Origin of the sequence: Arthrobacter sedimenti, from assembly GCF_042652025.1 — a bacterium.
Classification (GTDB): Bacteria; Actinomycetota; Actinomycetes; order Actinomycetales; family Micrococcaceae; genus Arthrobacter; species Arthrobacter sedimenti.
Window position 1 is genome coordinate 147,707 of sequence record NZ_JBHSDQ010000004.1, and the last position, 19,592, is coordinate 167,298.

Consider the following 19,592-nt stretch of genomic DNA (forward strand, 5'->3'; position numbering starts at 1 on the left):
GGAAAGCAGCGTGCCGCCGTCGTCCGTTTCCCCGGCCTGGTGGAGCGAAAGGTAACGCCTGCATAACGCCCTTTTGGCGCGTAAACAGAAGTTACCCAGTCGACGCCTGCCACCTGTTTACACCCGCTTTAAGCCCGCCATAGGGTGCTCACCTAAACAAGGTTGAAAGCAACCTTGGGAAGGGAAAAGAGCACCATGAAGAGCAAGATCGCCGTCGTGGCTCTGGCAGCCGCGAGCCTGGTACTGGGCTTGCTGGCGGGCGCCCCCGCAGCAAACGCCGCCGACAAGCCGCTGATCGGCCTGACCTTCGATGACGGGCCGTCGCCCCAGCGCACCGCCTTTGTCCTGGACACCCTCAAAGCGAAGGGCGTCAAGGCCACGTTTTTCCTCCAAGGTTCCCATGTCCAGCAGTACCCGGACCTCGTCCGCCGGATCAAGGACGAGGGCCACACCATTGGTAACCACTCGTATAACCACTCCAATTTCCCGGAACTCACCCAGGCCAACCAGAAGCAGGAAATCGACAGCACCAACGCCGCCATCAAGGCCGTGACCGGCACAACGCCCACGCTGATGCGCTTCCCGTTCGGAAACAGCACCCCCTACACGATGGACTACATCAGGAGCATCGGTATGAGCGGAGGCATCCAGTGGCACTGGGAGGTCGGCGAACCCGGCGACTACGAGTGCCCCGGCGCAGCTGCAGTCCAGAAGTACGTACTGGATGAAGTTGCCCCCGGTGCAATCATCCTGCTCCACGACGCCAACGACGTGCTGTCCTGCCCCGCCTCCCAATGGGACTACCTGGCCGGCACCATCGACGCAATCCGCGCCAAGGGCTACGACTTCGGCGTGGTTGCTCCCTCCCCAACGGCCAATGCCCTCAACGAAGGCTCGTATGGCGTCGTGGTGGCGCCATAGGTAGGCCAGGCACCGCCGGTTTCACCTTTTGCACCGCCCGCTCTGGAAACCGAACCGACCAAAAGGTATGTTGGTAAGCATGCTGATGATTTTTACCACGTCATCGGTTCCCGGTAACAAAGCGAAGGAGACGTTATGAGCACGAAGGTGGAAAAACGCATTCTGGTGAACGTACCGGTGAGCACGGCTTACAACCAGTGGACCCAGTTCGAGGAGTTCCCGCACTTCATGGGCGGCGTCAAGAGTGTTACGCAACTCAGCGACGACCGGCTCGAGTGGGTGGCCGAGATCGGCGGCGTCCGCCGGCAGTGGGAAGCCAAAGTCCTTGAGCAGGTCCCGGATCGCAGGGTTGCCTGGGCCGCCACCGAAGGCGCCACGAACGCCGGCGCGGTGGATTTCGAGGACGTGGGAGGCGGCCAGACCTCCATCCAGCTGACTCTCGAATACGAGCCCGAAGGCATCGTCGAGAAGGTGGGCGACAAGCTCAACGTCGTTGACCGCCAGGCCGAATCGGACCTGCAGAAGTTCAAGGAATTTATCGAGGATGAGGGCTACGCCAGCGGCGCCTGGCGCGGATCCGTCAACGCCGGTTCCGCTGTGGGTACCCCCGGTGTTGAACACGCGGGCGCATCCCGTGGTGACTCCGGCAAGGCTGGCGTCTCCGGCAAGGTTGCGGCCGGCGTAGGCATCGCAGCTGCTGCGGGCGCGGCAGCAGCGATGGCGGCCAGCAGCAACAAGGACAAGACCGAGACCACTGACGTGACGGTTACGGAGACCACCCCCGTGGTTCCGGCGGAACCGGTGGTTCCTGCAGAGCCCCTGACCACCGGCGCCACCACCGGCGCGGCGGACGCGGGCACCGGGATCCCCGCAGCGGGCACGACGGCGGCAGCCGGCTCCACCGGTTCCGTCGCCGACCTGGACGACAGCAGGATCGGCCACCAGTTCGACCAGACCAACGGTTTGGTGGACACCACCGGCGAGTCCGATGACACGGTGGCAGGCGAGAACCTGAGCGCAGGCGAACGGCGTGAGGGTGACCGCAGCACCGAAGGCGGCCTGCCGCCCGTCGGCGGCAACCTCGGCGGTCACTGACCCGTCCCCCACAAGCAAGCGCCGCCTGCCTTCCCCCAAGGCGGGCGGCGCTCTTGCGTCCGGGCAGGTTTACTTCGTCTTGCCCGCGTAGAAGACAGCCGGCGCGGCCGGAGCCTGCATTCCCTCGCCGATGAAGAAGCTCGGGTGCGGCGGCTGGTTGTAGCCAACCGTTTCGCGGGCCACGCCCGTGCGGTACATCGGATCATGCATCAGGGTGCGCAGCCGGACCTCAGTGGGCGAGGTGGTGGTGTAGATCCGCAGCTCGGTGCTGTCCGCCGACGGGAACACCAGTTCCTCGCGCCAGTCACCCAGGAGGTCCGCCTGCAGGGACGGGTTGCCCTTGGTGTAGTTGTTGGTACGTGCCCCGGTAGCAGTCAGCAGTCGGTCGCTGGACTCGGTTTCCCAGTTCCATTTCGAGATGGTGGGGACACCATAGCCAACCTCGGCGTTGAAATCGTGGTCAACGATCTCGCGCAGCAAATCGCCGTCCCACCACGCCATGAAGTTGGCGGCCGGGATCTTGTCCGAGATCCGCTCACCCTTGGCAGACATCAGGTACCCCACGGTGGAGTTCCAGGCCGCGTCCCCACCTACTGCCCAGCTCTCCGAGCCCGGGAAACGCGGGTCGATGTCGCCCGTGGCACCGCGGCCCGTGTCCTTGAACGCCGGGATGCTCCACAGCACCTCGCCGGTGGCGGCGTCACGGAAGGTGGCGCCCCGGTTGCCGCTTTCCTTCATGCTCTCGTGCACGGCAAAGGTCTCCAGCCCGGGGCGCGAGGGATCCAGGTCGCCGGTGTGGATGGCGTCGCCATGCCCCAGCTTTGTGTTGTACAGCGGCGCGCCGTCGTCGTCGATGGTCATGGAGCCGAAGACGAACTCGTCCTTGCCGTCCTGGTCCACATCCGCCACGGACAGGTTGTGGTTGCCCTGGCCCTTGTACTCGGCCCCCGCCACGTCCGAGTCGAACTTCCAGCGCTTCACCAGCTTGCCGTTCACCAAGTCATAGGTGACCAACACCGTGCGGGTGTAGTAGCCGCGGCTGAACATCATGGACGGGTGCTCGCCGTCCAGGTAGGCCACACCGGCAAGGAAGCGGTCCACCCGGTTGCCGTAGTTGTCACCCCAGGCCGCAACGCTGCCGCGGGGAGGATCGTAGGGGACTGTGTCCATGATGGTGCCGGAGGCACCGTTGAAGACCGTGAGGAACTCCGGACCGGACAGGACATAGCCGGCGCTGGTGCGGTAATCGGCCGCGGGGTCACCGATGACAGTGCCCGCGTTGTCGGTGGTGCCGTCCGCCGTCTTGAATGCCACCTCCGCCTTGCCGTCGCCGTCAAAGTCGTACGCCAGCATCTGGGTGTAGTGGGCACCCGCGCGGATGTTGCGCCCCAGGTCGATCCGCCACAGCTTGGTGCCGTCCATCTTGTACGCGTCCACGTAGACGTTGCCGGTATAGCCGGACTTGGAGTTATCCTGCGCGTTGGACGGGTTCCAGAGCTGGATGATCTCGTAGGCGCCGTCACCGTCCAGGTCCGCCACGCTGGAGTCGTTGGCGCTGTAGGTATATGGCTTACCGTCCTTGCTGACGCCGTCCGCGGGCTTGTCCAGCTTGATGGGCAGGTAGTTCTGCGCCAGCGGGCTGAACTCGGCGCTGAGTTTGTCCTGCCCGTTGCCGTTGCCCACGGTCTTGATGACGTACTTGGAGTCCTTCGTGCCATCCGGGTCCAGATACGTGGTGGTGTCCCGGATGGGTTCGTCGGTGATGATGGCGCCGTCGCGAATGACCTGGAAGCCAATGCTGTCCTTGTCCAGGCCCAGCATTCGCCAGCCCAGCGAAACGCCCTGATCGGTCAGGACGGCAACCGGGGCGCGGTCCAGGTTTTCCACCTGCCGGGCGAGGCCCGAATTTGCCGGAGCCACGGGAGCGGCAGGGTTTCCCGCACCAGGGTCAGCGGCGGCAAGCGGGACGCCTGTAAAGGCCAGGGCGGCGGCAGCGAGGGTGGCCGCTGCCGCCGGCGCCGCCTTCCACGCCCCGCCTGCCCGGGATTTCGGGGAACACATTGAGGGGTATGCCAAAAGAACATCTCCTTTGATGCAGCGGCGGCTTAGACACCGCTGGTTTTGGAACGTTTCATTCGTACGGCGTTCCGACCCCTCGCGAGTGATTTCGAGGGATGTGAACTACGAGGAAGCGCTTTCTGCCCTTTAGGTCTACCAGCGCGTGACAAACAAGGTCAAGGGTTTGACCGAAAGGGATTGGGAGAATTTGTTCTTTTACGATTGTTTCTGGACATCACGCTCTGTCACCTTTGACACCCAGCCGGAAACGCCGGCTCTCCTTTTGAGTGGAAGGAGAGCGGGCGTCCGATGGGAGCCTGCCAGAGGTGAGCGGGCATCTAATGGGGTCAGCGGATGCCGCGGAACTTCACTCCCGCCACGAGGGCAACGATGCTGATAATCGCGATGACGGCAAGGTAGTAGCCGGGGGCCACCGCCTGTCCCGTCTGCTGCACCAAGTAGGAGGCGATCATTGGGGTAAAGCCGCCGAAGGCCACCACAGCGGTGTTGTAGCTGAAGGAGAGCCCCGTCGCACGGGCCCGGGCATCAAAGCAATCCGACATGACAGACGGCAGGGCACCGAAATACGCCGCCTTTAGTAGACCGAGGACGGTCATCACCAGGGCCAGCACCAGGAAGGACCGGGCGCTGATCACCCACAGGAACAGCGGGACGACGGCGACCAGCAGCACCACCACGGTGGGCACCATGATGGCCATCCGGCCAAACTTGTCCGAAAGGTGACCCACCACCGGTGTTCCAAAGGTCAGGATGACGCCTGTGATGATCAGCGAGGTGAAGGAAATGCCGGGTTCCAGGCCGAGTTCCTTGATGGCAAACGTGGGCATGTACTGAAGAATGAAGTTCAGGGCGGTGGAAACCGCCAGCGCGCCAGCGGCGATCAGCATGCCCACCTTCTGGGTGGCGAACACGTCCCGGATGGGCGAGTGCTTTTCGTCCTCCGGCTTTTCCGGAAGGGGAACCTCCTTCATCTCCTTGCGGATCAGGTAGCCGGCGGGGCCCACCAGCAGTCCGAAAAGGAAGGGGATGCGCCATCCCCATTCGGTCATCTGGGCATCCGAGAGGACGGTGGTGAGAACGGCCACCAGGATCGCGGCCAGCAGGCCGCCCAGGCCCTGGCTCGCGAACTGGAAGCTGCCCAGGAACCCTTTCCGCTTGCCGTTCTGCGCGATCAGGTAGGCGGTGGCGGCACCAAACTCTCCGCCGGCAGAAAAGCCCTGGATCAGGCGGGCCAGGACGATTCCGATCGGAGCCAGGATGCCGATGGTTCCGTAGCTGGGCATGAAGGCCAGCAGGGCCGTCCCCAGGACCATCAGCCGGATGGTGACGGTCAAGCCCTTTTTCAGGCCGTGCCGGTCGGCAAATGAACCCAGCACCAGGCCGCCGAGCGGGCGTATGAGGTAGGAGACGCCAAACACGGCAAAGGCCTGGATCAGCTCGACGCCGGGATCGTGGCTTGGGAAGAAGTTCCGGCCAATGTAGATGGCCAGGAGTGCGTAGATGGCAATGTCAAACCATTCGAGTGCGTTCCCGATGGTGGCGGCAACGATCCCGCGGGTGGCGGACTGCGTGCCCTCCGCCTGGACGACGCCGGGCTGGTTCTTTTGCTGCGGGATGGTCATGGGGGCTCCAGGGATTTCAGGAAGCGGAGCCGGCGGGAACGGCGGCCCCGGGGCGGGGGTTGCCGGCTGGAGTGGGGGTGGTGGCGAGGTCGAAGAAGAGTCCGGCCGCAATCTGCAGGCCTTCCCGCGCCACCGATTTGAGGAGATGCTCATCCGGGGCGTGCTGCTGGCAGCCGGGATGGGAATGCGGAACCCACAGCGTGGGCAGTTCAAGGACTTCGGCGAAGACGAAACTCGGCAGCGATCCGCCGATGTTGGGCAGCAGCACTGGGCTGCGCCCAGTGGTTTCCTCCAGGGACGACAGGGCCCACGCGACCCAGGGGCTGTTTGGGTCGAGCCGGCTGGCGGGGAAGGACTGGCCTACTCTGACGTCCACCATGGCGAATCCGGCCGCATCGAGGTGGCGCCGGACTGCGGACTCAAGGTTTGCCATGTCCGTTCCGGGAACGAACCGGAGTTGGAGGCTGGCGCTGGCTGAGCCGGGAATTGAGTTCACGGGTTTGGCAGGGTTGCCGGCACCGAGGGCCAGGACCTCCAGGGTGTTCCACGCGTACAACCGCTCGGCCGGACTGAGGGACCGGTCACCCCAGGTGGCGTCGGTTTTGGGGTCGCCCGGCTGGGGGACCACGTCGATGAGTTCCAGCGCCGCGGCCACTGAATCCGGGATTCCGGCGGGCAGCAGTTCCGGGAGCCTGATCATGCCGTGCCCGTCCACCAGGGATGCCACCGCAGCTGCCACGGTGGTGGCCGGGTTCCGCAGGAGGCCGCCCCAGTTGCCCGAGTGGTAGGACCCGCCGCGGAGGTCGGCCGTCAGGTGGAAGGTCATGCCGCCGCGGGCACCCAGGAACAGCGTGGGGTTGTCTGCGGCCAGGCGCGGCCCGTCCGACCCAAGAAAGACGTCCGCCTGCAGGGCCTCGCGGTGTTCACGGGCGAAATCCGCCAGGTCAGGGGACCCAATCTCTTCTGCCCCTTCCAAGAGGAACACCAGGTTGAAGCCAAGGTTCCCCTGCTGTTCCAGGAGCAGCCGCAGGGCCACGATATTGAGCCAGTGCTGGCCCTTGTTATCGGCGGAACCCCGGCCATACCAGCGGTCCCCCTCGTCGCTCAGCACCCAGGGGTTCCTGCCGCTGGTCCAGCCCGCGGCCTGTCCGTCCACCACGTCCGCGTGGCCGTAGCAAAGAACTGTCGGCAGCTCGGGGCTTTCCTGCCGGGTGGCCAGGAGGAAGGAATTGTTGCCGCTGCGCCAGGAGTCGAATCGCTCCACCGAGCAGCCAAGGGAAACAAACGCCGGCTCAACCACCTCGTCAAGGTATGACTTGAGCGCAACCCGGCCTTCCGCCGTCGAACTTTCTGACGGATAGGAGACGATCCTCTCCAAGTCCTCCTGGAAGCGGCCCGAATCCACGTACTGCCTTGCTGCCGCCGTCAGTTGTTCGCGTTGCTGCATCATTACTCCCCGTTGCTGTTGGAACGTGAGTTCAAAATTAGGGCTGTCCAGCCCAAACAACCAGTATCATTTTGTCGACGAGCTTTGACTTGGATGCAAACCGGCAGGAAACACCCCCTCATGAACATGCTCACCCCGGCCCTCCTGTACTTCCACGCCGTCGCGCAGGAGGGCACCCTCACCGAGGCGGCCGTGAAGCTCCACGTCTCGGCGTCGGCCATCAGCCGGCAGATCAACAAACTGGAATCGTCGTTGGGCACACCACTGTTCAACCGTCATGCGCGTGGTGTGGAGCTGACTGAGGCCGGACGGCTCCTGCTCGCCTATGTGCGGCGTGCCGAGGCCGAAGGGGCAGCTGTCCGGGAAGAACTGTTGGTGTCCATGCAGCGGAAGACCCGGACCCTGCGCGTGGCCTGCGCCGAAGGTTTTGCCCGCGTTTGGGTCCCGTCAGCCATCGCCAACTTCAGCCGCCAGCATGACGACGTGGAGTTCCACCTTGATGTCGTCTCATCATCGGAGGGCACACGGCGGGTTGCCGAGGGAGAGGCGGACATTGCCGCGGTGTTTTCCCTGGGACCGCAGTCCAGGGTCACTGTGGAGCACTCCATGCCCACCCCCGTCGCCTTCGCCTTGGTGGCGCCCGGGCATCCGCTGGCAGGCCAGCCCCGAGCCACCCTCCAGGACCTGTGCCGCTACAAACTGGCCATCACTGCACCGGGGTCCAGCCAGCGCGAACTCCTGGACCTCGCCATGCAGATTGAGGGCCTCACTCCCTCCATCAGCCTGCAAAGCGACCACATCAACCCGGTGATCCAGTTCGCGCGGGCAGGGGTAGGCGTTTCCCTGGTCAGCGGGCTTTCCCTGGACCGGCGGGACCGCGAGGACCTGGTGCTGGTCAACCTGGACCATCCGGTGCTGCGCCAGCGGCAGGGCCAGATCCAGACCATGACCGGCCGCACCCAACCCGCGATCCTCACAGCGTTCGTGGACGCCCTCATCGACGCCCTGGAACTGTTCGACTAGGGCGCCACTACTTCCGCGCCATAGCCTGCAGCAGCGGCACAGTCCGGGTGGGCATCACTTCCACCAGCGACATGGCGGTGCTGGTACGGACGACGCCGTCAATTGCCAGCATTGCGTTGGTGATCCGGTGCAGGTCGGCCGGGTCCCGCGCGGCCACCTTGGCAAGCAGGTCTGCATCCCCGGTGGTGGCGTGCATCTCGATGATTTCCGGGATGGTCTGCAGCGCTGCAACAGCAAGGTCGCTGGAGGACTGGCTGATGGAAATCGAGATGAAGGCGATGAGCGGCAGGCCCAGCGCCTCGGTCCGAACCCGTTGGCTGAAAGGGCCCAGGCTGCCGTCGCCGGCCAAACGGCGGAGCCGGGCATGCACGGTATTGCGTGCCACGCCCAGCGTCCTTGAGAGGGACAGGACCGTCGCCTGCGGGTCCCGGTCCAGTGTGAGGAGGATCTCTGCGTCCAGCGCGTCAATAGGGTGCATACTGAGCATTTTGCCACTCCAAGGCCTTCCAACTGCTGGATCTGTCCTACCTGATCCAATCCTGTTGCGCAGGCGTCCCAATTTCCCGCACCATGCTGTCCATGACCAGCACCCTTACCGAAGCCGCGGCGCCCGAGGTCCGCGCCGCCGTCGCCCAACTCCCTGCCTACGTGGCCGGCAAGAGCGCGCAGTCTGACCTGACCGCCGCCCTTGCGTCGAACGAAAGCCACTTCCCTCCCCTGCCGTCCGTCATCAAGGCGATTTCGGCGGAGGCGGACCGGATCCACCGGTACCCCAGCATGGGCGCGGTGGAGGCGCGTGAAGCCATCGCCGCGCACTTCGGCGTCAGCCCTGACGAAATTGCCGCCGGCCCGGGAAGCTCAGGGGTGCTGCAGCAGATCATTTCGGCCGTCTGCGGGCACGGGGACGAGGTGGTCTACGCCTGGCGGTCCTTCGAGGCCTACCCCATCCTGGTGGCGGTGGCCGGAGCCGTATCGGTGCCGGTGCCGCTACTGGCCAACGAACACCACGACCTTCCGGCCATGGCAGCCGCCATCACCGAGCGCACCCGGCTGGTGATCCTGTGCTCGCCGAACAACCCCACCGGAGTGTCCATCAGCGCGGAGGCGCTGGAAGAGTTCCTGCAGTCCGTGCCCCCGCGGGTCCTGGTGGTGCTGGACGAGGCGTATGTCGAGTTCCAGCGCGGGCCCGGCGTGGACTCGCTGGACTTCTACCGCCGCCACCCCAACCTCTGCATCCTGCGCACCTTCTCCAAGGCGTACGGGCTGGCGGGGCTGCGTATCGGCTACGCCATTGCCCGGCCGGACATCGCAGAGGGCCTTCGGCGCACGGCAGTTCCGTTTGGCGTGAACCGCATGGCGCAGGCCGCCGCGGTTGCCTCGCTCGCTGCCGGTGACGAGGTCCTGGAGCGGACCGAGGCAGTGGCGCAGGAACGCACCCGGGTGATCGGGGCCCTCCGCGGCTACGGCTGGGACGTGCCGGACAGCCAGGCCAACTTCTACTGGCTCCGTGCCTCCGACGAACTGCGGGAACAGCTCCTGGACGCACTGTCCGGCGCCGACATCCTGGCCCGCGGTTATGCCGTTGACGGCGTCCGGATCACGTTGGCTGACAAAGCCACCAACGACCGCGTGCTGGCGGTCCTGGCCGACCGCAAGAGGTTTGTGTCCCGATGAGCACCTCCACGAAACTTCCAACTGACTCAACCGTCGCTGACCCGGCCCGGCACCTGGAAGAGCCGACGGCGGCAAGTTCCGCGCCGCCGTCGGCCGTCCGCCACTCCGTGGTTGAGGATGTCCTGGGCATCCTGACCGGCACGTTCGCCGCATCGCTGGGGCTGTTCCTGCTCAAGTCGAGCGGCGCCGTCACCGGCGGCACGGCCGGGCTGGCGCTGCTGCTCAGCTATTCGGTGGCGCTGCCCTTTGGCGTCATCTTCTTCTCCGTCAACCTGCCGTTCTTCGTGCTGGCGGTGTGGAAGAAAGGCTGGAACTTCGCCCTCCGCACCGGCGCGGCAATTGCCCTGGTGTCCCTGATGGCCAGCCTGCATCCGGCGGCCCTGGGGTCACTGCACATCGACCCCACGTATGGGGTGCTGGGTGGAAACCTGCTCGCCGGCGTCGGCCTGCTGATCCTGTTCCGGCACCAGTCCAGCCTGGGCGGGTTCAACATCCTGGCCCTGCTGCTGCAGGAGAAGCTGAAATGGCGGGCCGGCTATGTGCAGATGGTGCTGGACGTGGTCATCGTCCTGGCTTCTCTCGTCCTCGTGTCGCCGTTGATGGTGCTGATGTCCGCTGCAGGCGCCACCCTCCTGAACCTCATTCTCGCGCTGAACCATCGGCCGGGGCGCTACCTCGGAAAGTAGACACCTGCCTGGCCTTTTATTCCCCTGGACCGGCTGAAATATCTTGGCAGGGGGCGGTGTTGGCGCCTATATGACGACAATCGGAATCATCGGTGCAGGACATATTGGAAGCCAGGTTGCACGGAAGGCCGTGGAACTGGGCTACGACGTGGTCATCAGCAACTCACGGGGGCCGGAAACCCTCCAGGACCTGGTGGCTGAGCTCGGCCCGAAGGCCCGGGCGGCCACGTCAGCGGAAGCGGCAGCAGCCGGCGACTTTGCGATGGTCACGGTGCCGCTGAAGAACTACAAGGACGTCCCGGTGGAGCCGCTGGCCGGCAAGATTGTGATCGATACGAACAACTATTACTGGGAGCGGGACGGCCGCATTCCGGCCCTGGACAACGGCGAGGCCACCACCTCGGGAATGCTGCAGGAACACCTCCCCCAGTCCAAGGTGGCCAAGGGCTTCAACCACATCATGGCCAAGGACATCACCACTGACGGAACTCCGGCCGGCACGGAGAACCGGCGCGCCCTTGCCACCGCCAGTGACCACCCTGACGCGGCCGAACTGGTAACCCGCCTGTACGACGAATTCGGTTTTGACACCGTCAACGTTGGCCCGCTCTCCGAGAGCTGGCGCGTGGAGCGCGACCGCCCGGCTTATGTGGCACGGCAGAACGCCACGGAGCTGAAGGACAACCTGGCCAAGGCGCCGCGGACCATCTGATTCGTTCCCATACAAAGACTGGCTGGCAGCTCCCGCTGCCGGCCAGTTGTGTTTTAAGCGGCGCTAATTTCGGGCCGAATCCAGCACCGCGAAGGCACGGGGGTACCCAATCTGCTTACAATCGAAACCTCTGACCACTACCGAGGGACCCATGAAGAAATTCGCCACAGCCCTGTTTGCCGCCGGCCTCGTTGCTTCCGCCACGGCCTGCACCGCCACCCATCAACTGACCACCGCTGAAACCTGCGAGCGGATCCAGGCCGTTGTGTCGAATCCCGCCAACAACGCCGGCAAGACGGGCATGAACAACCTCGCCAACCAGATCCGCCCCATCCACGCGGTGGCATCTGACGACCTCAAGCCCGCCCTCGCCTCGATCCTGGCGTACACGGACGAGCAGGCCAAGGAGAACCCGGACAAGGACAAGCTGGCCGGTCTCCAGTCCGGCTACCAGGAAGCCGGGGCAACCTACAGCAAGTTCTGCGGCCAGGCGGGCGGCTAAACGCTTGGATGAAAGGACCGGCCCCCTGTCCAGGTGGCCGGTCCTTTTGGCAGTGGCCTAAAGCGTTGCAGGGTCAGTGTTGGCGCCGCACAGAATGACGGCAACGCGTTCATCTTCCGCCGGCACGTACGCTCCGGAGAGCAGCGCAGCGTAGGCGGCTGCCGCCCCGTGTTCCACCACGATGCGGTAGTCGTTCCAGAGTGCGGAACGTGCTTTGATGGTGTCCGCGTCCGTTACCAGGACGCTGACGACGCCGCAGCGGACCGCGACGGAGAAGCCGATGTCGCCTACGCGGCGGGCACCCAGGGAGTCCGCGGCAACGCCGGATATAGCCACGTCCACCGGTTCGCCGGCAGCAAGGGCGGCGTGCAGGGTGGGCGCACCTTCCGGTTCCACGGCCACCACTTTGGCGGAACCTTCGACGGCGGCCGCCACTCCCGCCATCAGCCCGCCTCCGCCCGTGGCCACCAGGACCGTATCGACATCCGGCAGCTGTTCCAGCAGCTCGGAGCCCACGGTTCCGGCACCGGCCGCGATTTCCGGCTGGTCATAGGCGTGGCAGTACACCGCGCCGGTTTCCCCTGCGTGGGCCACGGCGGCCTGGTAGGCGGCTGCGTACTCGGCGCCGCCCTGGACCACCTCGGCTCCGATGGCCTTGAGTTTGGCAACTTTAACGGCCGGCGCGGCTTCGGGAACGAACACGGTGGCCGGCACCCCGAGCTGTTTCGCGGCATAGGCGTTGGCCAGTCCGGCGTTTCCGCCGGAAGCCACCACGATTCCCACGTCGGTTCGCAGCTCCCCGCGCTCCTTGCTGGCCAGGATGCGGTTAACGGCGCCCCTGGCCTTGAAGGTGCCGGTGTGCTGCATGAACTCACACTTGAACCAGACCTGGCCGTTGAACACTCCGGGGTCTGCCTGCATCACGGGTGTCCTGCGGATCAGGCCTGCCGTCCGGCGGGCTGCCTGATCGATATCGGCGTGGCTGATCATGCCTAGACTTCGTCGTCCCAGGTTCCCTGATCCTTGAGGGCGTCTTCCGGCTCGGGTTCCCGCGCTGCTTCTTCACCACCCACATAGGACGCCGGTACCGTTCCGGCGGCATGGGCCTGCTGTTCCTCCCGGATGTTTCCCGCGCCCGGCTGTTCCAGGTGCTGGCCGGATGTGGGTGCCTTCGTGGCCTGGTCCTTGGCCTCGTCCGGGTCGCCCGGCCCGCGGAGGTCTGCGGTGTTCTGGGGATCGTCGCTGGAAATGGTCATGGTCCTGCCTTTCACCTGGGAACTGCCTGTTTTGGATCCTGATGTTCAGCCGGGCAATCCCGGCCAAGCCTCCAGCCTACGGTCTGGATGCAGGCGGCGGGTCTTTCCGATTGCTTCGCATGGACCGCAATTTCCTCCCGGGCCCGGTCACTGGTCCCAGGCTGCCTCGCTTCCACCCCACTGCGCGCACATCCTGGTTTGGGCCTGCAATCGCGCTCCAGCCGGGACGCTGCGTCCGGCTCAAGCGTTAACAGAGCGGCGGAAGGAGGCCGGATGATCATTGTGCTGACGGGCATTGACGGGTCGGGAAAGTCGACGGCGGCACGGTCCCTGGTTGCATCGGTGCGGGCCCGGGGCGGCCGGGCCCTGCTGGTAAGCAACCACGCAGGCCGGCGGGTCATGTCCTTGGCGGCGGGCAGGCTCGGAGTGCGGCTGCCCGCGCGGCTGGCTGACGCCGTCGAAACAGTCCTCCGGGTGGGCAACGTGCTGCTCTCGCACCTCCGCGCCACCCGGTTCGACGGATTGGTGGTCATGGACCGCCACCTTCACTGCCAGCTGGCACTGCGGCGCGCGAAAGGGCTGCCCCGGGGACGGTTCCTTCCCTGGTTGTTGGCCCGCCTGCCGCAGCCGGACGCCATCCTTCACCTGGATCTGGACCACGCCGAAGCGCACCGCCGGATCAGTGCCCGGGGAACCGATTCCGAGACCCTTGATGACCTCGCGGCCTTCAACAGGGGGTACCGGGAACTGCCGGAGTACGCGGCATTTTTGCGAATCGATGCGTCGCGTACGGCGGTCGAGGTTGCGGCGGAGATGGACAGGTGGCTCGCCGGCGTAGCGGTCACAAAGCCCCATTAGCGTTCCGCATTGCGGAATTAGGTTTTCCTCTTGCGGAATAGTGTGACGAGGATTACTTTGGAAACGGCCCCGCGAACGGGCTGTTCCCAATTGATAGGCAAAGGTCAATGAAGATCCCCACCCCTGAGGCACTGAAGGCGAGTTCGGTGCCCGCGAAGAGGAAGCCGCTGCACAAGTCGCTCTTCTTCCAGATTCTGATCGCCGTCGTGGCAGGTGTCCTCATCGGGCATTTCTGGCCGGACCTCGGATCCCAACTGAGGCCGCTCGGAGATGGCTTCATCAAACTCATCAAGATGATCATCGCGCCGTTGATCTTCCTGGTGATCGTTACCGGAATTTCAGCCGTCGGCGACGTCAAAGCGGTTGGAAGGGTGGGGGTCAAGGCCCTGCTCTACTTCACGGCAGCAACACTGTTTGCCCTGGTCTTTGGACTGATTGTGGGAAATATCGTCCAGCCCGGTGCCGGCCTGAACATTGACCCGTCAACACTGTCCCAAGCAGACCTGGACGCAAAAACCGGCTCCGCGGCCCCCAAGGATGCCGCTTCCTTCATTCTCGATATCATCCCGGCCAGCGTCATCGGGGCGTTTGCCAGCAACAGCCTCCTGCAGGTCCTCTTCTTCTCTGTCTTCTTCGGTGCCGCGATCGTCGTGATCGGCCGCGAGAAGTGCCTGCCGGTCATCAACGTCATGGAAACGGTCCTGGAACTGATCTTCAAGATCATGGCTTGGATCATGAAAGTCGCACCGCTCGGCGCGTTCGGGGCCATGGCATTCATCATCGGCCAGTACGGTTTGGATACCTTGAGCACCTACGCAGTCCTGATCGCGGCCTGCTATGGCGCTGCAATTATCTTCATCGGCCTGCTGTTCGTTGTGGCATGGAGTTTCGCCCGGGTGCCGCTGTGGCAGTTCCTCAAGTACACCCGGGAGGAATTCCTCCTGGCCCTGGGCACTGCCTCAACAGAAGCGGTGATGCCCAGGATCATGACCAAGCTGACCAACGCCGGCTGCTCCAGGGCCACGACGGGCCTGGTGGTCCCCACTGGCTACTCCTTCAACCTCGATGGCGCAGCGATCTACCTTTCGATCTCGCTGCTGTTCCTGGCACAGGCCTTCGGGCACCATCTTGACCTGGGCCAGCAGTTGGCGGCACTCGGAGTGCTGCTGCTGACGTCCAAGGGCATGGCAGGGGTCCCGGGCTCGTCATTCCTCGCCCTCTCGGCTACCGCCGCAGCACTCGGGATCTTCCCGGTTGCCGGCGTCGCGCTCCTCCTCGGAGCCGACCGGCTCATGGACTCGATGCGCGTGGTAGTCAACCTGCTCGGCAACTGCGTGGCTACCTTCATCGTTTCCAAGTGGGAAGGCCAGTTCGACCGCAGCGTCATGGTCCGCGCCTTCAACGGTGAGATCACCAACCACGACTCTGCGATCCTGCTCGGCAAGGAAGAGGATTTCGAGGGCCAGGAGCTGCAGCGGCTGACGGAGGGACAGGAACCATCACCCAGGTTTAGCGGAGCACCCACACGCGACGTTGTTGCCGAACTTCCGGTCGATACCGGCGCCAGCGTCAGGCTTGGCGGCAAAGCCAAATAGCGCCTGCCCACGCAAAGGATGCGGGCCGGGACCCCAAGGTCCCGGCCCGCATTCGTTTTATGCTGGAAAGTTGCCTGCTACCGCGAAGCAGTCGGCGAGGCCGACGACGAGGCGCCAGTACCGGAGGACATCGTCGACGAAGAAGTCGGCGAGGCTGTCGACGAGGCTGAGCTGCTCGGCGAGGACATGCTTCCCGAACCGGACGAGCTGCTGGAGGTGGAGGTAGCGCTGGACGTTGCGCCGCCGCTCTCGGCCTTCTTCAGGACGTCGTTAATGAGGCCCTCAAGTTCCTTCTGGTCCTTGTCGCCCAGGTCGGAGCCGCTCTTGGTGGCGACCACCAGCAGGCGACCCTGGGCAGCGGATACCTGCATCAGCTTCTGCTGGTTGTCACCGCTGCGGGTACTGACGGTGGCGAAGGTCTTCTCCGCGTCCGTGTCAGCCTGCAGTTCCTCGCTGGAAACGTCATACTTCTGCCCCAGCGCGGAGACGGAGAACTTGGCGCACTGATCCATCTTGTCGCTGATGTCGGTCAGGGTCTTGACGGCGTCGGGGCCGTCGCTGCCGGACTGGGCGGACAGGGTACGCGGCTGGTTGCCTTCGGAAAGCGCCACGGCTACGTCCCCGTTCTCCACCTTGTCCAGCAGGCCGGCGGTGGCGATGTCCTTGCAGTCCTTGGGATCAATGGTCGCCGTGCTCATGAGCAGGTTGGCGATGTTGCCGCCCTGGGCCACCTGATCCTTGGAGTACAGCTTGAGTTCGTTGCCGTCCGCGTCCTTCATTCCGGAGATGAGGTCGCGGAGTTGGTCTTCCGAATACACCTTGGCGTCCGCCGTCTTGCTGGCAGAGGCCGACGCCGAAGCCGACGTGCTTGCCGTGCCCGACGGGCTGGCGGTACCGCTGCCTCCTCCCGAGCAGCCGGCCAACGCCAGCATCGCCGCAGCAACCACTCCAAGCGCAGAGACTTTTCGCATTAGGTTCACCCTCCGAAATAGACAGCATGCTTAGTAACTTCCACTGTAGATGTTCCCATCAGGAGTGTGAAATAACGCGGCGCGACTTTGGCCGGGTTCTCGTTTGGCCCCTGTGGAATAATCCGAGGCGGAAGGCGGGTGGAACGTGAACAGCGAATTGACCCTCCGCGGACGGATTGTCACCGCCACCATGGACTTACCGGACGGGGTTGTAACGGTCGACGGCGGCCTGGTTACCTTCGCCGGGCCGGCGCCGGATTTTCCGGGGGTTCTTCCGGAAAAGGGGCCTGGCGGCCAAATTTTTGTACCAGGACTGGTGGACCTGCACTGCCACGGCGCCTACGGTTCAGACTTTTCAGAGGGCGACCTGGACGGTGCGTCCCGAGCGGCCCGATACCTGCACAGCCGCGGCACCACCACCCTGCTGGCCAGTGTGGTGACCGGGACACAACCGGACCTGATCCGTAACCTCGGGATGCTCAAGGAACTGGCCGAGCAGGGCTTGGTTGCCGGCTCCCATCTGGAAGGCCCTTTCCTCTCGAGGCAACAGTGCGGCGCCCACGACCCTGACCTGCTGATCAATCCCGATCCGGCGTTGGTAACCGAACTACTGGAGGCGGCAGGACCCTCCCTCGTGTCCATGACGCTGGCGGCAGAACTCCCGGGCACCTCCGACCTGGTGGATCAGCTCAGTGCACTCGGCATCGTCCCGTCCCTGGGCCACACCGCTGCGGAACATATGACAGCGGCGGCCTTCCTTGAGCGCGCGGCCGCCGGGTTGCGCTCTGCGGCTGATAGCCACGGCAGGATCCGGCCCACGGTGACGCACCTTTTCAATGCGATGCCTCCGCTGCACCACCGCTCCCCCGGGCCCGTCTCGGCCAGCCTCAGCGCGGCACGGGCCGGCATGGCAGTGGTGGAGCTGATCGGAGACGGCGTGCACCTGGCACCGGAGACGGTGAAGCTTGTCTTTGACCTTGTCGGAGCGGACAACATTGCACTGGTGACCGATGCGATGGCCGCTACGGGTTTGGAGGATGGCCAGTATCGCTTGGGGTCGCTCTCGGTAACCGTGAGCGGCGGGGTGGCGCGGGTGGATGGTACGGGTGCCATCGCCGGCGGTACCGCCACATTATTGGACGTCGTCCGGGCTACCGTCGCTGCTGGTGTTCCCCTCCAGGATGCCGTGACGTCCGCGTCCGCCGTCCCGGCATCCGTACTGGGCCTTTCGACGAAAGCAGGGGACCTGCGCCCCGGGATGCCTGCAGACATCGTAATTCTTGGCCAGGATCTGCAGCTGGCTGGGGTGCTGCGCCGTGGTGAGTGGGTGCACGAGGCCGGATGAGTGCATGTCCTGCCACGTAGCTGCCCGCTCCCTTGCTGCCTCCGACCTCAAATTGTCAGACCCCTGTTAGATGATGCTTGTATGGGAATCAGCAGCGGTGTTGGGGCAGGTGCAGAGGGTATTCATGCCTCTGTGGGTGCCCTTGATGCCCTGGACCGTGAAGATGCTTTCCTGGCCTCCGGCACTGCTGTTGGTTCGGGTGCTGCTGTTGGTTCCGGTGTTGATGTCTTGCAGCGGCGGTACGAGATCCGGCTGGAACGCCTGGAGGTCACGGCACGCCTGGAGGCGCAACTCGCCCCGATGAAGGCACGGGACTCAGCCGAGGCCGTCGGGTTTCAGCAGGCCATGACACCGCCGGACGCGTCCCTGCACGACCGCACCTACGCGGAGATGTCCGTGGTGGAGGAGATCGCCGGGGTCCTGACCATCAGCTCCGCCGCGGCCGGTGCGTTCCTGGAACAGTCCCGGAAGGTTTGCTCCCTCCCGCCCGTGTTCGAGGCCCTGGCCGCCGGTGACATGTCCTGGCAGCACGCCAAGGTCATCGCCGACGAAACCGAAGGCCTCGACCCCGCCGGTGCTGCCGGGCTCGTGGCGCACTTCTTCGACCCCGACGCACCCAACGCCGCCCGCGGGGCAGCCCCGGGTGAACTCGTCCCGTCCCGGTTCCGGGCCAAGGTCCGTGGCTGGCGTGAACGCCACCACCCCGAATCCATCGAAAGACGCCACGCCAAAGGTTTTGCCGACCGGCGCATGGAATACACCCTCGACCGCGACGGCATGGCCTGGATCTCCCTCCACCTCCCTGGCGACACCGCCTGCGCCATCTGGAACCGCACCACCGCCACCGCCCGCGGACTCCAAGGCCCCGACGAACCACGCACCATCACCCAACTCCGCCCCGACATCGCAGCATCCCTGCTCCTCGGCACCGGCAACGCCATGGAGACCAACCGCAACACCACCGCCGCAGCAACCGAGCCGGTCAGCAACGATGAAGGAACCGGTAACGACGACGGGACCGGCACCGCTGCCGGTTCGCGGCCCGTCCGGGAGATCGGCAAGGTACCCGCCCCGCGGGCCGATGTCCTGGTCATGGTGCCGGTGTTCTCCCTGCTGGGTGCGACGGATGAGCCGGCAGTACTGGACGGGGTGGGACCGATCCCGGCCTCGATGGCACGCAAACTCGTCGCGGACGGGGCGGAGTCCTTCTACCGGGTCCTGGTCGACCCCAGGGACGGGGCACCGCTGGAGATCGGGAGGAGGAACTACCGGCTTCCCGAGTCCATCAAACGCTGGATCAGGATGCGCGACGCCAAATGCACCTTCCCCGGCTGCACCAACCGCACCCCGGACAACGAAACCGACCACCTCCAAGCCTGGCAACACGGCGGCAGTACTGATGTCAGCAACCTGGCGCAGCTCTGCCCCAAGCACCACCGGCTCAAACACCACAGCCAATGGACACCAGACCCAGCCACCAACAATGACCCACCCGGCTGGACCTCACCCACCGGCCGCCACTACAAACCCGAACACCCAGACCCCGAACCACCACACTGGCCGCAATGGCTGATGCCCACCAAAGGCCAGTGCCTCGATGCGGGGTGCGCAGATGCCCGGTGTGTAGACGCCGGCCCGGAAGACCTCCCACCATGGGAACCCGACGACGACTCACTCATCGACCCCGACGACCTCTCACCGGACGATCCCCTCTGGGCCGAACTCCTCGCAACGCCGCTCGTACCATCCGGGTGATGCCGCCCCGCGTAAGTAGCGCTGCTCTGCCCAAGTGATGCTGACCTGAGT

General features: G+C 65.0%; 18 protein-coding genes. 11 read left to right on the top strand and 7 right to left on the bottom strand.

Annotation, left to right across the window (positions count from 1 at the left end; all coding sequences use genetic code 11):
* Positions 1-195 precede the first annotated feature (195 nt).
* Together ACFO0G_RS11245 and ACFO0G_RS11250 are read left to right on the top strand one after the other, a co-directional pair.
* A complete protein-coding gene (locus tag ACFO0G_RS11245; RefSeq protein WP_376977653.1) occupies positions 196-921 on the top strand; it encodes a polysaccharide deacetylase family protein in 726 nt (241 codons plus the stop codon).
* 135 nt (positions 922-1,056) lie between these two features.
* Positions 1,057-2,016 carry an SRPBCC family protein gene (locus ACFO0G_RS11250; RefSeq protein ID WP_376977655.1) on the top strand — a complete coding sequence of 320 codons (960 nt, stop codon included), beginning with the start codon at positions 1,057-1,059 and terminating at the stop codon, positions 2,014-2,016.
* Between the two features lie 69 nt (positions 2,017-2,085).
* Here ACFO0G_RS11250 and ACFO0G_RS11255 read toward each other — a convergent pair whose 3' ends face one another.
* From ACFO0G_RS11255 to ACFO0G_RS11265, 3 genes are all read right to left on the bottom strand, one after another.
* Complete coding sequence (locus ACFO0G_RS11255) at positions 2,086-4,077, bottom strand: rhamnogalacturonan lyase (RefSeq protein ID WP_376977989.1); 1,992 nt, start codon at positions 4,075-4,077, stop codon at positions 2,086-2,088.
* Between the two features lie 344 nt (positions 4,078-4,421).
* Positions 4,422-5,717: an MFS transporter gene (locus ACFO0G_RS11260; protein WP_376977657.1), complete on the bottom strand. Its 1,296-nt coding sequence runs from the start codon at positions 5,715-5,717 to the stop codon at positions 4,422-4,424.
* 16 nt (positions 5,718-5,733) lie between these two features.
* A complete protein-coding gene (locus ACFO0G_RS11265) occupies positions 5,734-7,167 on the bottom strand; it encodes a M20 family metallopeptidase (RefSeq protein WP_376977659.1) in 1,434 nt (477 codons plus the stop codon).
* Positions 7,168-7,284: 117 nt separating this feature from the next.
* On the opposite strand from ACFO0G_RS11265, the gene ACFO0G_RS11270 reads away from it, so the two are divergent.
* Positions 7,285-8,187, top strand: coding sequence for a LysR family transcriptional regulator (locus ACFO0G_RS11270; protein WP_376977661.1), 903 nt, complete (start codon positions 7,285-7,287; stop codon positions 8,185-8,187).
* A 7-nt stretch (positions 8,188-8,194) separates the two neighbouring features.
* Here ACFO0G_RS11270 and ACFO0G_RS11275 read toward each other — a convergent pair whose 3' ends face one another.
* Positions 8,195-8,674 (bottom strand): Lrp/AsnC family transcriptional regulator, encoded by a 480-nt coding sequence (locus ACFO0G_RS11275; RefSeq protein WP_376977663.1) that lies wholly within the window; start codon positions 8,672-8,674, stop codon positions 8,195-8,197.
* 83 nt (positions 8,675-8,757) lie between these two features.
* Between ACFO0G_RS11275 and hisC the strand changes: the two genes are divergently transcribed.
* The 4 genes from hisC (at position 8,758) to ACFO0G_RS11295 (ending at position 11,761) form a co-directional block, all read left to right on the top strand.
* Positions 8,758-9,861, top strand: coding sequence for a histidinol-phosphate transaminase (hisC, locus tag ACFO0G_RS11280; RefSeq protein ID WP_376977665.1), 1,104 nt, complete (start codon positions 8,758-8,760; stop codon positions 9,859-9,861).
* A complete protein-coding gene (locus tag ACFO0G_RS11285) occupies positions 9,858-10,547 on the top strand; it encodes a YitT family protein (protein WP_376977667.1) in 690 nt (229 codons plus the stop codon). Before hisC ends, ACFO0G_RS11285 begins: the two co-directional genes overlap by 4 nt.
* Before the next feature lie 70 nt (positions 10,548-10,617).
* Positions 10,618-11,259, top strand: coding sequence for an NADPH-dependent F420 reductase (locus ACFO0G_RS11290; RefSeq protein ID WP_376977669.1), 642 nt, complete (start codon positions 10,618-10,620; stop codon positions 11,257-11,259).
* Between the two features lie 151 nt (positions 11,260-11,410).
* Positions 11,411-11,761: a hypothetical protein gene (locus ACFO0G_RS11295; protein ID WP_142132493.1), complete on the top strand. Its 351-nt coding sequence runs from the start codon at positions 11,411-11,413 to the stop codon at positions 11,759-11,761.
* A gap of 57 nt (positions 11,762-11,818) precedes the next feature.
* On the opposite strand, the gene ACFO0G_RS11300 is transcribed toward ACFO0G_RS11295, so the two are convergent.
* Together ACFO0G_RS11300 and ACFO0G_RS11305 are read right to left on the bottom strand one after the other, a co-directional pair.
* Entirely contained in the window at positions 11,819-12,751 is a 933-nt protein-coding gene (locus tag ACFO0G_RS11300) for a threonine/serine dehydratase (protein ID WP_376977671.1), read from the bottom strand.
* Between the two features lie 2 nt (positions 12,752-12,753).
* Positions 12,754-13,017, bottom strand: coding sequence for a hypothetical protein (locus tag ACFO0G_RS11305; RefSeq protein WP_286399538.1), 264 nt, complete (start codon positions 13,015-13,017; stop codon positions 12,754-12,756).
* Between the two features lie 273 nt (positions 13,018-13,290).
* Here ACFO0G_RS11305 and ACFO0G_RS11310 point away from each other — a divergent pair, with 273 nt between their 5' ends.
* Both ACFO0G_RS11310 and ACFO0G_RS11315 read left to right on the top strand, forming a co-directional pair.
* On the top strand, positions 13,291-13,875 hold the full coding sequence (locus tag ACFO0G_RS11310) for a nucleoside/nucleotide kinase family protein (RefSeq protein WP_376977673.1): 585 nt from the start codon (positions 13,291-13,293) through the stop codon (positions 13,873-13,875).
* Positions 13,876-13,982: 107 nt separating this feature from the next.
* Positions 13,983-15,470 (top strand): cation:dicarboxylate symporter family transporter, encoded by a 1,488-nt coding sequence (locus tag ACFO0G_RS11315; protein ID WP_286399541.1) that lies wholly within the window; start codon positions 13,983-13,985, stop codon positions 15,468-15,470.
* 77 nt (positions 15,471-15,547) lie between these two features.
* Here ACFO0G_RS11315 and ACFO0G_RS11320 read toward each other — a convergent pair whose 3' ends face one another.
* On the bottom strand, positions 15,548-16,441 hold the full coding sequence (locus tag ACFO0G_RS11320; RefSeq protein ID WP_376977676.1) for a hypothetical protein: 894 nt from the start codon (positions 16,439-16,441) through the stop codon (positions 15,548-15,550).
* Positions 16,442-16,586: 145 nt separating this feature from the next.
* Between ACFO0G_RS11320 and ACFO0G_RS11325 the strand changes: the two genes are divergently transcribed.
* Positions 16,587-17,786 carry an N-acetylglucosamine-6-phosphate deacetylase gene (locus tag ACFO0G_RS11325; protein WP_376977678.1) on the top strand — a complete coding sequence of 400 codons (1,200 nt, stop codon included), beginning with the start codon at positions 16,587-16,589 and terminating at the stop codon, positions 17,784-17,786.
* A gap of 81 nt (positions 17,787-17,867) precedes the next feature.
* Positions 17,868-19,541, top strand: coding sequence for an HNH endonuclease signature motif containing protein (locus ACFO0G_RS11330; protein ID WP_376977680.1), 1,674 nt, complete (start codon positions 17,868-17,870; stop codon positions 19,539-19,541).
* The last annotated feature ends 51 nt before the right edge of the window (positions 19,542-19,592 follow it).

What these genes read in the sequence shown, in the direction of transcription:
- ACFO0G_RS11245 (WP_376977653.1), top strand. Translation starts at nt 196, where the DNA reads ATGAAGAGCAAGATCGCCGTCGTGGCTCTGGCAGCCGCGAGCCTGGTA.
- ACFO0G_RS11250 (WP_376977655.1), top strand. Translation starts at nt 1,057, where the DNA reads ATGAGCACGAAGGTGGAAAAACGCATTCTGGTGAACGTACCGGTGAGC.
- ACFO0G_RS11255 (WP_376977989.1), bottom strand. Translation starts at nt 4,077, where the DNA reads ATGTGTTCCCCGAAATCCCGGGCAGGCGGGGCGTGGAAGGCGGCGCCG.
- ACFO0G_RS11260 (WP_376977657.1), bottom strand. Translation starts at nt 5,717, where the DNA reads ATGACCATCCCGCAGCAAAAGAACCAGCCCGGCGTCGTCCAGGCGGAG.
- ACFO0G_RS11265 (WP_376977659.1), bottom strand. Translation starts at nt 7,167, where the DNA reads ATGATGCAGCAACGCGAACAACTGACGGCGGCAGCAAGGCAGTACGTG.
- ACFO0G_RS11270 (WP_376977661.1), top strand. Translation starts at nt 7,285, where the DNA reads ATGAACATGCTCACCCCGGCCCTCCTGTACTTCCACGCCGTCGCGCAG.
- ACFO0G_RS11275 (WP_376977663.1), bottom strand. Translation starts at nt 8,674, where the DNA reads ATGCTCAGTATGCACCCTATTGACGCGCTGGACGCAGAGATCCTCCTC.
- hisC (WP_376977665.1), top strand. Translation starts at nt 8,758, where the DNA reads ATGCTGTCCATGACCAGCACCCTTACCGAAGCCGCGGCGCCCGAGGTC.
- ACFO0G_RS11285 (WP_376977667.1), top strand. Translation starts at nt 9,858, where the DNA reads ATGAGCACCTCCACGAAACTTCCAACTGACTCAACCGTCGCTGACCCG.
- ACFO0G_RS11290 (WP_376977669.1), top strand. Translation starts at nt 10,618, where the DNA reads ATGACGACAATCGGAATCATCGGTGCAGGACATATTGGAAGCCAGGTT.
- ACFO0G_RS11295 (WP_142132493.1), top strand. Translation starts at nt 11,411, where the DNA reads ATGAAGAAATTCGCCACAGCCCTGTTTGCCGCCGGCCTCGTTGCTTCC.
- ACFO0G_RS11300 (WP_376977671.1), bottom strand. Translation starts at nt 12,751, where the DNA reads ATGATCAGCCACGCCGATATCGATCAGGCAGCCCGCCGGACGGCAGGC.
- ACFO0G_RS11305 (WP_286399538.1), bottom strand. Translation starts at nt 13,017, where the DNA reads ATGACCATTTCCAGCGACGATCCCCAGAACACCGCAGACCTCCGCGGG.
- ACFO0G_RS11310 (WP_376977673.1), top strand. Translation starts at nt 13,291, where the DNA reads ATGATCATTGTGCTGACGGGCATTGACGGGTCGGGAAAGTCGACGGCG.
- ACFO0G_RS11315 (WP_286399541.1), top strand. Translation starts at nt 13,983, where the DNA reads ATGAAGATCCCCACCCCTGAGGCACTGAAGGCGAGTTCGGTGCCCGCG.
- ACFO0G_RS11320 (WP_376977676.1), bottom strand. Translation starts at nt 16,441, where the DNA reads ATGCGAAAAGTCTCTGCGCTTGGAGTGGTTGCTGCGGCGATGCTGGCG.
- ACFO0G_RS11330 (WP_376977680.1), top strand. Translation starts at nt 17,868, where the DNA reads ATGGGAATCAGCAGCGGTGTTGGGGCAGGTGCAGAGGGTATTCATGCC.